This is a genomic window from Flectobacillus sp. BAB-3569 (assembly GCF_002270355.1).
In the GTDB taxonomy this organism is placed as follows: Bacteria; Bacteroidota; Bacteroidia; order Cytophagales; family Spirosomataceae; genus Flectobacillus; species Flectobacillus roseus.
In genome coordinates, this window is sequence record NZ_NJFZ01000020.1 from 224,955 (window position 1) to 238,525 (window position 13,571).

The following is a 13,571-nucleotide window of genomic DNA, read 5'->3' on the forward strand; positions in this document are numbered from 1 at the left end:
AATCCAAATTACTAAAACAAACTAAGGATATAACTATAGGTAAACTTCTTGTCTGTCAAGCGATACTCTTTGTGTGGTAAAGCCCCCCAACTATCATCTCCCCCAAGACCTCTTTGCTTCAAGTCAATCTGCAAAGTATTCTCATCACGAATCTTGATATCAGTCGGATGTTGTTGTTTTTTACTCAAACCTGGGTCTAAGTCTTCAGTTTTGAAAGGAAGTAAGCTAAAGCTAATTGGTTGAACACCTTCAATCATTAAACCATTTCCTTGCTCATTTGCTATCTTAATCCAGCGAGCATCAGTACGATAACCATGTTCTTGCGGACGGATATAATTAGATTCTACGGCTTTAACTACCGTATCTGCATATACACCTAAGAAGGAAGCTAAATTTCTATCTTGGTAGTTTTCCCAAGGACCACGACCGTAATAGTTCAATAACTTGTAATCCTGCTTCAAATTCATTCGCATCCCGAAACGTGGCATCTCTGGAAGGTTTCTATCACCTAAATCTAAATTTGCTGTTACTTTTACCGCACCATCATTCAAAATTTGATAGATAACCGTGTAATTCGCATTGATACCAGTCAATAAGTAATCTACCTGAATACTTAAACCTTCCGCATTTTGCTCACCAATTGTTACTTTTGACACCGATTTATTCGCATGAGCATTTCTCCAAATACCTAAACGATATGGCATATCATTACCGAAATCGTTATCTGTTGGAGCACGCCAGAAAAATGGCTCAGGCAAACCATTGATAGAACTCGAACCATCTAAAGCACTGTATTTCTCCCAGTTACCCCATTGGGTATTGAAAGTACCAGTCACTTTATCTGTCTTGAATGTCAAACGATTGTTAGCTTTCGTAATTTCCAAAGTTCCAGTTCTAGGACGGTTTACTTGGAAATAATAACTGTTTTCAAAACGCAATTGCTCACGAGCTATCTCATGACCTGCCGGAACTAACTCTGTAGCCAATTTAGTGTATGCGTATAATTCTAAAGCGTATTCACCTCTATCCTTTTTAGCTGGCAAGTCAATTTTCACGTCTTGGCTTTGTTTTGGCGCTAAGTTTACGTCAAAATTTCCTTCCGCTACCGCTTTACCATCTTTAGTCAATACCCATTTGAAAGTATAGTTATTTAGATTAGTAAAATCAAAAAGATTTTCTACCTTAATTTCACCAGTCTCAAGATTCTTGGCAGAGAAAATGATACTTTGGTAAGATTTCTTCACCTCAAATAACCCTGGATGCGGCGTGCGGTCTGAAGCAATCACACCATTGGCACAGAAGTTTTCATCATTTTGCAAATAATAGCCACCCAAATCACCTCCATAAGCATAGAACGGACGACCATCTGCTGTTTTAGTCAACATTCCTTGGTCAACCCAGTCCCAAATAAAACCACCTTGCATGTGTTTTGAACCACGAATAATATCCCAATAACGTTGGAAGTTACCACTACTATTTCCCATGGCGTGCGCATATTCACACATGATATACGGACGAGTTTTGGTATTGTCATTGGCATATTTCAACATATCTTCGATACGTGGATACATTGGACAAACAATGTCAGTGTTAGCATTTTCACCAGCTTGCTCTGACTGTACAAAACGAGTATTATCTTTTGATTTTAACCATTTGTACGTTTCATAAAACACAGGACCATTGCCACATTCATTTCCTAATGACCAAATAATCACAGAAGGGTGATTTTTATCTCGTTCGAACATTCGCTCGGTACGATCTTTATGTGCATTTGCCCACAATGGAAGGTATGCAGGGTGTTTTGTCTTATCCCAACTGCCTTGCCACTCAGCACCCATACCATGCGTTTCGAGGTTCACTTCGTCTACCACATACAAGCCATATTGGTCACAAAGCTCATACCAGTATGGGTCATTTGGATAGTGACTTGCACGTACAGCATTGATATTAAATTGCTTCATTAATTGAATATCTCTCAACATCAATTCACGATTAGGTACGTGTCCTTCCACAGGATCGTGCTCGTGACGGTTTACTCCATGCACATAAGTCGGAACGCCATTGATTAATAACTGAGCATTTTTAATTTCTACTTTTCTAAAACCAACTTTGTAGCTTGTTGTGCCTAAAGATTTTCCTTGCGCATCGTTTACCGAAATCACACAGGTGTAAAGATTAGGATATTCAGCACTCCATTTCAATGGATTTTTAATCGTCGTTTTGAAAGACACATTTTGTAAAGTATCCGTCGATTTTGCTACTTTTTGAAGTTGTGACCATACCGTTTTACCAGTTTTGTCCAACAATTCCACATTTACAGAGCCTGCTTCGATGTTGCTTCCTTTAAACTTTCTTAAAGACACATCGGCACTCAACAAACCGTCGGTATATTTGGCATCCAAATCGCCTTTAATGAAGAAATCCCAAAGAGAAGTTTTAGGTAAAGCTGTCAAGAAAACATCACGCTCGATACCTGAAATTCTAAAGAAATCTTGGTCTTCCAAATAACTGCCATCGTGCCAACGGTAAACTTGCACTGCAAGCGTATTTTTACCTTTTTGTAAAAATTGACTAATATTAAATTCAGCAGGAGACTTAGAAACCTTGGTCATTCCCACAAATTTGCCATTGACATAAATACGAGCATAGCCAGTAATAGACCCGAAATGGAGTAAAATCTCACGGTCAGACCAGTTTTCTGGAACTGTAAACGCTTTGCGGTAGGTTCCAACAGGATTGTCTCCACCGATGAAAGGAGGATTTTTGGGAAAAGGATAAACAATATTAGTGTAAATCGCTGTTCCAAATCCTTTGCGCTCCCAGTTAGAAGGAACTGGCAAATCGTTCCATTTACTATCATCCAGATTTGTTTCGAAATAATTACTTGGCGCATCAGAAATTCTGTCAGCGTACACAAATTTCCATGTTCCATTCAAAGATTGATAGAACGGACTTGCTTGAGGTTTTTTGGTTACAGCCGAAGACTTGTCAGCGTACAATACAAAATCAGCGTGGGCTTTCTCCTTTCCAATGTCGATCAAAGAAGGATTTTCCCATGGATTTTGTGCCAGCAAGCTTCCTTGGAGTAATGTTAATAAAAGGGTTAATTTTTTTTCATGTTGTCTAGAATTGTAAACAATGACTGTTAGGGAATAGCAATATTGATTGATTAATAAACAATACTGCAAAAGTACAATCCTACAATTTAGACAAAAGGGGGTAATTTAGTAATATAAGAGGGGTAAAAAAGTATTTAGTCTAACGAATGAAGTTTGGATAGAGGCCAAATTATTCGAGATAGAACATTTTTTACAATTCCCAAGCTATTTCTGTACCTTTGCAAACTCATATTAGTAAGGTATCATTTCAACTGATATCATCTTTGACAATTTTATAAATTTATCATTTAAAACTATTATCATGTCAGAATTTTCACCATGTCCAAAATGTAATTGTGAATACACATATCCTAGCGATAATCTGTTGGTTTGCCCAGAATGTTTCTACGAATGGAATCCGGAGGAAGTTGAAGCCGATGAAGTAAACACCTCAGCCAAAGTTTTAGATTCAAATGGCAATGAGTTACAAGATGGAGATACAGTTGTGGTTATTAAAGACCTTCCAGTAAAAGGTGCACCAAAACCTATCAAGGCAGGAACTAAGGTAAAAAATATCCGTCTAACTGACGGAGATCATAATATTGATTGCAAAATAGACGGCTTTGGCGCAATGGGACTGAAGTCTGAATTTGTGAGAAAAGCTTAATAAGGCATAAAGTAGCAGAGGCACAAAGTGGCAAAGTGATTTTAAAAACCCACGCTATACGTTACTTGTTCAAGACTTAGTCTTGGACTTATTTTTTAAACAGTTTTTAAACTGTAGTAATAACTAGTAAAAGACTTTGTCGGCTACTAGTTATTTTTTGTTCATATCATAATTTATCATCTACTCAGAACTACGACATTGATTAATTTATGAACCTGCGAATAGCTACGAATCGCAAGCTCATAATACTAATTATCATTAAAAAAGGTTCTATTGTATCCATTTAGCTTCCTTCCAAAGAGTATATTTGAGAATGAATCGACTTAATTCACTGTAATAACAGATTTACATTTACCTACTAAACATTCCCCAAATGAAAAGACAACTCTATTTTATTGCTTCTCTCCTACTAATCACCTCATGTGCTTTTTCACAAAACAAAAGCTACAAAAACGCCAACCAAAAAGACTGGGTTCGCCTTTTTAATGGGAAGAACTTTGATGGTTGGGACATCAAAATTACAGGAGAAAAACTGAATGCCAATTATAAAAACACCTTTAGAGTAGAAGATGGGATGATGCGTGTGATGTATGATCAATATGAATCTTTCAATGATAAATTTGGGCATATTTATTACAAAAAACCTTACTCCTATTATGTGATTCGTTTTGAATATCGTTTTCAGGGCGACCAACTCAAAGGTGGTGCATCTTGGAATGTTCGTAACAGCGGTATCATGTTACACTCTCAATCAGCGAAAAGTTTGACCCACAATCAAACCTTCCCTGTTTCATTGGAACTACAGCTATTAGGAGGATTGGGCGGAAATACCACTCGTCATACGGGAAATCTTTGCAGTCCAGGTACGGAGGTATATATGCAGAATAAAATCGTGACTGACCATTGTACAGATTCAGATTCTAAGACTTATCACGGAGATCAATGGGTTAAAGTGGAGGCTATTGTGTTGGGTGATTCCATTGTGCATCATATTATTGAAGGTGATACTGTATTAACTTACGAAAAACCACATATTGGCGGTGGGTTTGTAAGCGCTGATTATAACTGGGAAAAAGCAGGTATTGACCCAAAATCGGCAGAAGCTTGGATTAAAAAAGATGGGATGCTCTTAAAAGAAGGTTATATCGCCATGCAAGCAGAGAGTCATGCAATTGACTTTAAAAATATTGAACTACTTGATTTGAAAGGTTGTATGGATAAGAAAGCAAAAAACTATAAGGCGTATTTCATTAAGGCGGATAATTCGAAGTGTAAGTATTAAAGGAGTGGCAGAGGCAACAGGCACAAAGGCACAAAGTGAGATTATTAAAAGTGGTAGAGGCTACAGGCACTAAGGCACAAAGTGGAAATATTTAAAAAGTGCTAGAGGGAACTGGTAAATAGTGAGATTATTAAAAGTGGTAGAGGCTACAGGCACAAAGAAGAATTATTAAAAGAGGTGGTAAATGGGACGAGACTTCTTTACTTTTTGCTTATTCCCTACACACTTTGTGCCTCTGTGCCTCTGTGCCTGTTCCCTTTACACTCTATGCCTTTGTGCCTCTGTGCCTATTCCCTTTACACTCTGTGCCTTTGTGCCTCTGTGCCTATTCCCTTTACACTCTGTGCCTTTGTGCCTCTGTGCCTGTTCCCTCAACACCTATACCCTAACTACTGATTTCCCAACGGAAACAAAGAAGAACGAGTATGCGATTGCGTCATGAGTTTGCCTAATTCTTGCGCCTTTTCTGGAAATTGTTGTGCTAGATTCTTGGACTCTTCGGGGTCGTTTTCGAGGTCGTAAAGCTCTACTGGAGCATTCGGATTTTCAATTACATTAAATCGAATAGCTTTCCATTTGCCTTGTCGTACCGCCTGTTTGCCACCCTGTTCATGAAATTCCCAATATAAAAAATCATGCTGAGAAGCTTTACCTTTCCCTGTCAGTACATTGGCAAACGAACGACCGTCAATACCTTTTCTAGATTTAGCACCGGCTAATTCAGCAAAAGTGGGCAATAAATCCCAGAACGCACCCATATGATTGCTTTCTGAATTAGGTTTTATTACTCCTTGCCATGAAGCCACAAATGGCTCACGAATGCCTCCTTCATACAAATCTCTTTTGACACCTTTGAATGGACCACTACTCTTAAAAAACTTAGGGTCTGCGCCACCTTCTATGTGTGGACCGTTATCGCTAGAAAAAATAATTAAGGTATTTTTGTCCAATCCCTGTGCTTTAAGTTGAGCAACTACCTGCCCTACATACAAATCCAAACGTGCTACCATCGCTGCAAATGCCGCACGCGGATATTGCTGAGAAGCATAACCGCCACCAGTAGCATTCGGGCCATAATCTTGGCCCTTGTAAGGTTTTTCTTGAAACTTATTTTTGTAGTATTGTAACAAACTGTCATCAGGAGCGATTAGCTCGGCATGAGGTAAAATATAGGGTAAAAACAAGAAAAAAGGCTGTTTTGAGGATTGTTCCTTGATAAAACCAATGGCTTTTTCTTGAATCAAATCTGGTGCATAAATCTTATTTTGAACTAAATTCTCATTCGCCTCCAAAACAACTTTTTGTCCATTATTCCACAAATGATTGGGATAATAACGATGTGCCAAGGTTTGACAATTATATCCATAAAAATAGTCAAAGCCTTGTTTATTCGGGTCACCAACTGAGCCAACAGGGCCTAAGCCCCATTTACCATAAGCAGCAGTAGTATAACCAGCAGTCTTTAAGACTTCGGCCATTGTCACAACAGAATCTGCAATGGGCTCTTGCCCTTCAGGCAAAACACCCTTGTTGCCTCGAATATAAGTATGCCCCGTATGTAAACCCGAAAGCAAGGCCGAACGTGATGGCGCGCATACCGAAGTTCCCGCATAAAACTGATTAAACTTCATTCCAGAGGCCGCCAGTTTATCCAGATTTGGTGTTTTAATTAGCTGTTGCCCATTAAATCCTACATCGCCATAACCTAAATCGTCGGCGATAATGAGGACGATATTGGGTTTTGAGACCGTGGGCGCTACTTGAGCATTAGTTGGTAAAACGTAGGTCAAACCCAAGATACTTGCCCATAAAAATATTTTTCTCATCAGTTTACTAGCTTTATTTAATCCAGAATACTAATATTTTTTAGAAATTTGGTTAAGATAAAGTAGTTTGATCTATTAACTGTTCAGTAGTGTCGGTATAAACTGCTGTCCCAAACTTTTCTTGACACAATAATGGCTAAAAAATCGAATCAATTTTTTTCATAAACCTTATTCCTAATTCGGGCTTTACCATCATAACAAAGCTGGCATAGCCACGCATCGAATTTTCAAGATTAGGGTTTCCATTCCAAGTTTTTCCAGCAGGACCATTCTTTTCTATTTGTTGTAATAAAGCTCTAAACCGATGCAGTTCTTTACGTTCTATTCCTATCTGTCTATTTACAATTAGGCCTGTTACTTCTTGTCGACTGCCTTTTCGCATGATATGAATCTTTTCTGGATGAACCGTAAAGCCTTCCGATTTGACTACTTCCTGAACAGACCAGAGCAACTGTTGAAAATTATCTAAATTATCAGAACCGCATGAAAAACTTAAATCATCTGCATATCTTGTGTAAACAAATCCCCACTTGTTGGCAATTCCTTGTAAACGGCGATCTAGCTTGTAGGCTATTAGGTTAGAAATAGCGGGACTGCATGGTGAGCCTTGTGGTAGTGTTCGTTCGCCAATAGACACAAAATACTTTTTCCCATCAATAGCAACTTGTTCAACCTCGGCTTCGGTACAAAGCAATGCTAACAAAGTAGAAATTTGACCAGAATACCCAAAACTTTGAAAAAGGCCTTTTACTCGGGAAAATGAAATACTTGGGAAGAAGTCCTTTAAATCGAGATTAAGTACTAATTCTTTTCCTACATGTTGCGCTGCGTTCGAAACAATCGAGCGCTGTGGTATAAACCCATGAGATTGATCAGTATGGGGTATATGATAAAGAATATTGTTTAATATCCAAAGTTGAACCGATTTAATTAAGGGCATCGGAGCTGATATTAATCTCTTCCCTCCCATTTTTTGGGAATATAAAATCTCTTGTAATGATTTACCAACGAAACTTTCCTATTGTAGGTCAAAAATCGTAACTGACTCAATTTGAGACTTAAAGCATTTGCCAGAGCCAATGGATTTTCGATATTAGGTAAATTCCATTTTGCCAAAAATTCAAGATTGGGTTCAGTTTCTGATAAACCTGACGATACATCCTCTCCTAGATAGAGCACTTCCGTTTCTTTTCTCTTTTTCCAAGTCTCTGCTCGCGCCAGTCTTTTTTGTTCTTTCCGCTCCTTTGCCTCTTGTCTTTTTTGTTTGGATGCCTTCATGCGTTCTTTAAGCATCTCCTTTCTCAAAGTTTCGGGATTACGGTAACGAGTTTGCTTCCGAACTAAGGTATTCAGTTCAGTTTCTGTCTCCTTTTGCTTTTGCAGAATATCTTCCAGTTCTGGGGAAAGTTCTTCTTTCCAGAACCCAAATCGTTTCATTTCTTCAAGAATAACAGCATCTTTAGTAGACTCTGCCACTCTTTTTCGGATATCTTCTCTTGAAGGTTGATTTGCCATAGGTTTACAAAAAAGAAAGCCCTAACTCTTATGGAGTAGGGCAACAAACAAAGTAGAGTAAAACCTTCGAAGATTCTTCTGACTAAATCAATCAACTCCAAGAGAGCGGTCTGGTAGACGATATTTTAAACTCTCGGAGTTTTCACTGTTAAATATTGTCTACCAGACAAAGCTCTCACAGTGAAGATTGTATTTAGTGATGCATGTAGAGTCAAATTTCATGAACGACGATACATCGTTCTTTCCTTTCGGAAGGCAAGGTCTTATTTACTCTTACTTTGTTGTTGCAATTTACATTTTCTTATTAGTTTTTCTAAAAAAATACGCAAATTAATTTTTGATTTTAATTGGGGAGCATTTCCTTCGCAAACTAGGTTGAAATTAGAGCAGAAGTATTCTCTTCAGCAATTCTCAACGCTAAAATATGTTCACAAGGACCTTTGTATAGTTTATTCCTAATATGAAAATCACAAGTACAAGTTGCCTCCACCAGTTTCTCATCGGCATCTATGATTGCAGTTGGATGCCAAATCTTTTCGCTCCATGTAAATTCTCCTTCCAGCCTTAATCCATTTTCAACATATACTTTTTTGACGGCAATTCTCTGTTGGGTCAACAATTCCCTAGCAAGCCTTTCTCGATCATTCGCAAATCTCAAGGCATCCATCGGCAGAGGCTCTCTTGATAATTCTCTCAATCGATAAACACCTTTTTTTATATCAAAAATTACCTTTCCTGCTTGTGTGTAAAGAGATAATGCACCCAAAACCGTTTTGATATCTAGGTTCAACTCTTTAGCAAGCATTTCTGGCTTGGCCAAAAAGGATTTTTTGAGAACACTGAATACCTTCTCTGCGGTGAAAGTATCTACGTTCGCGCGCGGAGCCATTAAATCAAAATTCCCCACTCGTGACCAATCGTTTGCTGTCCAACCAGACAACCCCAAAGTAAAATTCATATCACCCATTTCTGCAATGAAAAAAGAAGGCAAACCACTCCCAAGCAAATGGACGGTAAACTTCTTTGCTAAAGGAATCAGTCGCTCCAGCACCAATAATCTCCGTCGCCCCCAAACTCTAATGGTTTGAGATTCATTACCTTGGTAGATTGACCTAGCACAAACAATTTCCTTGTTGAAGGGCTCAAATAATATACTAATAGGCTGGTTAGGTCGCAGGATAAAGACCATTGAACGTGGACCACTATTTTCTTTAAATCGTCTCAATAACGAACAAATATTATAGATATCCATTGAGTGCAACTCGAATGAAGTTGCTGGTAAAGTCATGGCAGAAATTACCTGTAAAAAACCTCGAACCCAACTTTCAGGCACCTCTATTTTCTTTTCATGAAAGATCTCTTCGTTGGTCGTTTGAACAGAAAATCCTTTTGGGTCTATCCTAAAATCAGTTTCTTTATAATCTCTAATTTTTTGAAACTCTTGATATAAATCATGCGAATAATCAATATTGGTAGTTCCGCATTGAAACTCGTCTATCTCCTTAAATGTCTCGTAATTAGCTTCTAACTTAGCATACGTTGATTCGTCTTTACTAAAACACTCGAAAAACAAATCCTCAGGATGTATCGTTATAATAGGATCAAGTACAATCCACATATTTCGATCATTTTTGTAAATAAAATCAAAGTACTTCATTCTTGCCTCCCAAAAAGGTTTCATCATTTCATGACGTCTTTTTTGAAGAAGATTCAAATCTCTTTTTAACCATTTAATGCGCTCCTCATTTTCTCGCAAATCCAATTTCGTGGCATATTCGCTCATCCAAGCCATTTCTTGCTCCGCAGCCCATTCTTTGTAAGCTGTTTTATCTTTAGGTTGAAATCTTAAGTCGGAAATAACGACATCATGAAGCGCAGAAATCGCTTCTCTGAACGCCAGTTTTTGTTGGAGTTTACCCACAAAATAAGTAGGTTCTCGGAGTGTGTCTGGAGCAAATGACATAGAGGTCGAGCGCGTTGTACTCGATATTTGGGTATGTCCTCCATACTTATAGTTAAATAGCATAGGTTTTATCTGGTTTCAAACTCAATTGTAGTCATTGGTAACAGCAATGAAGGGTATAGTTTCTCTAAATCCCGCATAATTTGTATGCATTTGGCCTTATCTTCTATCGCCATAGTGGCCGACACATCACTCAAAATATTGGACACCACACATGCAGCTTCTTGTGAACGCATTGCCTCTTGATGGAGGAAATGAAAAACCCTATTTTTGGTATTTCTTCCTTTATTAACTCTCATAAGTACCGAGCGAAAATAATAGTCTAGGTCTCGTAATTTTTCGATATTGTTGGCAGCATATTTTTCAATAAAATTTGAAACTAATAACTGAACATTCAAGCTTGGATGTTGACATAAAAAACTCAAATACATAAGTCCGTTCCCTTCTTCATAAAAGTTTGTAATCAATTCTCTACCAAAAGCTTCAACATCAGGTTTTACTGAATCTACAATTCCTATCAACACCTCTGGAGACCAATCCTCCTCAACAAAGTTTTTCCTCAAAAAGTCTATGGTAAACTGTCTCGTATCATCCCACTTGGATTGTAATAGTTTAATGGTTTCTTCTATTTCCACTTTGGCTAATGAAACTTTCTTGTCAAACCACGACCAAGACCACTGTCTTACCCGCAAGTCGTTATGACTTGCCAGATGTACTACTTGCTTGACCAAAAGTCGATCTTTATCAATTTGCTCAGTAAGAAGTATCCAACCTATCTCTTGAGCAGGAATATAATTCCCGTGTATTAACCTAAGCGAATGTGCTATATTGATTTTACTCAAATAAGGTCTTAGAGAATTGGAAAGTAACCCTTGAACCACGAGATGTTGACCTTCAAAATGCTCCTTCACAAATAGTTTAGGATACAACTCATTGACCATCTCAACAAGGAATACAGGCTTATTCAATAAAGAATTAAGAATACCCTCTCCAAGCTTACGATTACCTTTTACGTCACTACAAATTAATTCTGCTAAAACGGAGGCATTGGGAAGTTGATTTTTAAGAATAATGATTTTTAATGCAAAAAGTTTTACCGCCACAACTGGAGACAATTGGAGGGCATTTAGCTGGTCATCTGAAAGTAGCATTAATTGTTCAACAGCTAAATCTTGTAAGGTTTTATTTCCTTGATTGAGCAGCATGTTACAATCTGCCGAATTGTCTGTTTGATTGGCTAACCACAAAACCGCAAGATCTATTAAGGAATTTAACACGTCTTTATGTAAAGTATGCTCTTGCAGTAGTCCCTTTATCCAATGTCTGATTTCAAAATGATTAGCATAAATCACAGATAAAAGCGAATCACTATCAATTAAAAAATCTGCTAGGTATTGTTGAAAAAATTGCTTCCCTAATTCTTGTCCTTTTGAGGAATTGGCATTTAACAAGCCTATCACTAATGTCTTTTCAAGCTTTACTTGCAATCTTTCACTAATTAAGTCTGTTGCCCAGTTGATGGTTGGTTCAATCTCTGATGATACTAGTCCAACCAAATCGCTCACTGAGAGTTGATTAATAATAGTTTTATATTCTGGATGATCAAGCAATCTTTCCAAAGCAAAGCCGTGTATCAAGTCCACTTCCGACCTCAATAGTAACGCCAAGTATGCATGAGGGAACTTATCCCAATGTTGAGGATAAAGTTCTTCTCTTCCTTTATTAGTTGATTTTAGTGAATTTTGAGGTATAGAATTCGTTGAGTCATGGACGATTGTTGGCTCTTGATTACTATTCCCAAAGATTTTTAAGATTGACTTGAATATACTTCCAATAAAAGTTTCTTTTGTTTGCTGTTGTTTTCGCTGCATCTGAAAGGCTCGATTCTCAATTTTTTTGCTACTGCGAGCCTCAGCAATCATCCAAAAACGATAATAGCGAATCAAACGGGTACCCCCTCCGTGCAAAATAAGGTTCAGTAAAATAGCATCTGCAAATGGTGGCAAATCTTCTAGCTTAATTCTCCAAAACCATTGTTCTAAGAATAATTTATTACTAGGACTAAGATCACGGTTTTGTTTGTCATAGCTTAATAATATGGAGATCGAAAGCTGTATGAAATTCTCGGGATTTTCTTTTCCAAACTCATATATTTGACGGATAACTCTCTGCAGGAAATAGGCTTTTGTTTTATTAGAAAAAACTTTGCTTGTATTTCCAAAACCATCTGCTCTTTCAAATTTATGCGCAAGAATAGCATAAACCTCAAAATCGCTACGAAGCTCTGCTATTTTAAAGAGATATCTGAACTCTTTAAAATTCTTCTTTGAGATACCTACTTTTTTGAGGTGAGGAATGATAAGTTCTCTTATGTATGTTTGGTGGAAACTCAGGTAATAGAGATTTTCAAGGGAAGATGCGAAGATATCAGCATGGCTCGATTGTGACTCAAGAAGCTCTTTTAGTGCAAAAGCATCATGTAGGTTCTCTTGAAGTACTATTGGTAATTTCGAAACAAATTCTTGCTGAAGTGACGTCAATTCGTCACCCTCCAGCATTTGTAGTAAGCCTTCTTTTGCTACTCTTCTCGAATGGAGGGTTGATTTAGGATTTTCTACCACCCTTTTAAAAATTGTGATAGAATTAATGCTTTTTAACCTCACCAAAGTCCACAGTGCAGCATATTGTTGCATTTTATCACCTTTGAATACCAACTGGGATACAAAGGGTTCTGCTTCCATCATTTTCAGCCCGCCTGCCTTCCAAATTACGCGTGAGGTTTTCCAATAAGTTTTAAATACTGAGGTTCCTTTGATAGCACCATCCAAGCGTTGAAGAATAGGATGCTTTTGAAGGTCTGGAGAAAGAGAATCAAGATTGGGTAAAGTAGACAGAAGCTCGGATTCTGAGAGATATCCCTTTTTTCTTTTTTCAGTCTCTAGTTTATTGAATATTAGTTCAGCCGCTGCAAGCGTAATCGGCTTTTCGGTTTTAGTCCCTTCTTTTAAAACAGCGCCCCTTCTTCCGTACTTAAAATTTACGGAAAATAACTCTTCAGTATGTTTGAGTAATTCTATGATATATTCCTTATCCGAATTACCTTCACGAAAAAAGAGGTGCGATTGTTTTACAAGCTTCATAGTGAAAATAGGAGTTATTAATCAGAGAAATACAAAAATAAAAAAAATAGTTATAATTCAAATTACTTTATATATTCAAA

General features: G+C 37.6%; 8 protein-coding genes. 2 read left to right on the plus strand and 6 right to left on the minus strand.

Features of this window, described 5'->3' with window-relative positions; all coding sequences use genetic code 11:
* Positions 1-11: 11 nt before the first annotated feature.
* Positions 12-3,074 carry a glycoside hydrolase family 2 TIM barrel-domain containing protein gene (locus BWI92_RS18960; RefSeq protein ID WP_095165657.1) on the minus strand — a complete coding sequence of 1,021 codons (3,063 nt, stop codon included), beginning with the start codon at positions 3,072-3,074 and terminating at the stop codon, positions 12-14.
* 346 nt (positions 3,075-3,420) lie between these two features.
* On the opposite strand from BWI92_RS18960, the gene BWI92_RS18965 reads away from it, so the two are divergent.
* On the plus strand, positions 3,421-3,765 hold the full coding sequence (locus BWI92_RS18965; RefSeq protein WP_095165659.1) for a zinc ribbon domain-containing protein YjdM: 345 nt from the start codon (positions 3,421-3,423) through the stop codon (positions 3,763-3,765).
* 373 nt (positions 3,766-4,138) lie between these two features.
* A complete protein-coding gene (locus BWI92_RS18970) occupies positions 4,139-5,047 on the plus strand; it encodes a DUF1080 domain-containing protein (protein WP_095165662.1) in 909 nt (302 codons plus the stop codon).
* A gap of 389 nt (positions 5,048-5,436) precedes the next feature.
* Here the strand turns inward: BWI92_RS18970 and BWI92_RS18975 are convergent, their stop codons facing one another.
* From BWI92_RS18975 to BWI92_RS18995, 5 genes are all read right to left on the minus strand, one after another.
* Positions 5,437-6,873 (minus strand): arylsulfatase, encoded by a 1,437-nt coding sequence (locus tag BWI92_RS18975; RefSeq protein ID WP_095165664.1) that lies wholly within the window; start codon positions 6,871-6,873, stop codon positions 5,437-5,439.
* Between the two features lie 136 nt (positions 6,874-7,009).
* Positions 7,010-7,813, minus strand: a complete 804-nt coding sequence (locus BWI92_RS18980; RefSeq protein WP_176464484.1) for a reverse transcriptase family protein — start codon at positions 7,811-7,813, stop codon at positions 7,010-7,012.
* Positions 7,814-7,824: 11 nt separating this feature from the next.
* Complete coding sequence (locus BWI92_RS18985; RefSeq protein WP_095165670.1) at positions 7,825-8,388, minus strand: hypothetical protein; 564 nt, start codon at positions 8,386-8,388, stop codon at positions 7,825-7,827.
* Positions 8,389-8,758: 370 nt separating this feature from the next.
* Positions 8,759-10,414, minus strand: a complete 1,656-nt coding sequence (locus BWI92_RS18990; protein WP_095165672.1) for an SWIM zinc finger family protein — start codon at positions 10,412-10,414, stop codon at positions 8,759-8,761.
* Between the two features lie 5 nt (positions 10,415-10,419).
* Positions 10,420-13,491, minus strand: coding sequence for a WGR domain-containing protein (locus tag BWI92_RS18995; protein ID WP_095165675.1), 3,072 nt, complete (start codon positions 13,489-13,491; stop codon positions 10,420-10,422).
* Between the last annotated feature and the right edge of the window lie 80 nt (positions 13,492-13,571).

Coding starts and splice junctions, on each gene's coding strand:
- BWI92_RS18965 (WP_095165659.1), top strand. CDS start 3,421: ATGTCAGAATTTTCACCATGTCCAAAATGTAATTGTGAATACACATAT.
- BWI92_RS18970 (WP_095165662.1), top strand. CDS start 4,139: ATGAAAAGACAACTCTATTTTATTGCTTCTCTCCTACTAATCACCTCA.
- BWI92_RS18975 (WP_095165664.1), bottom strand. CDS start 6,873: ATGAGAAAAATATTTTTATGGGCAAGTATCTTGGGTTTGACCTACGTT.
- BWI92_RS18980 (WP_176464484.1), bottom strand. CDS start 7,813: ATGCCCTTAATTAAATCGGTTCAACTTTGGATATTAAACAATATTCTT.
- BWI92_RS18985 (WP_095165670.1), bottom strand. CDS start 8,388: ATGGCAAATCAACCTTCAAGAGAAGATATCCGAAAAAGAGTGGCAGAG.
- BWI92_RS18990 (WP_095165672.1), bottom strand. CDS start 10,414: ATGCTATTTAACTATAAGTATGGAGGACATACCCAAATATCGAGTACA.
- BWI92_RS18995 (WP_095165675.1), bottom strand. CDS start 13,491: ATGAAGCTTGTAAAACAATCGCACCTCTTTTTTCGTGAAGGTAATTCG.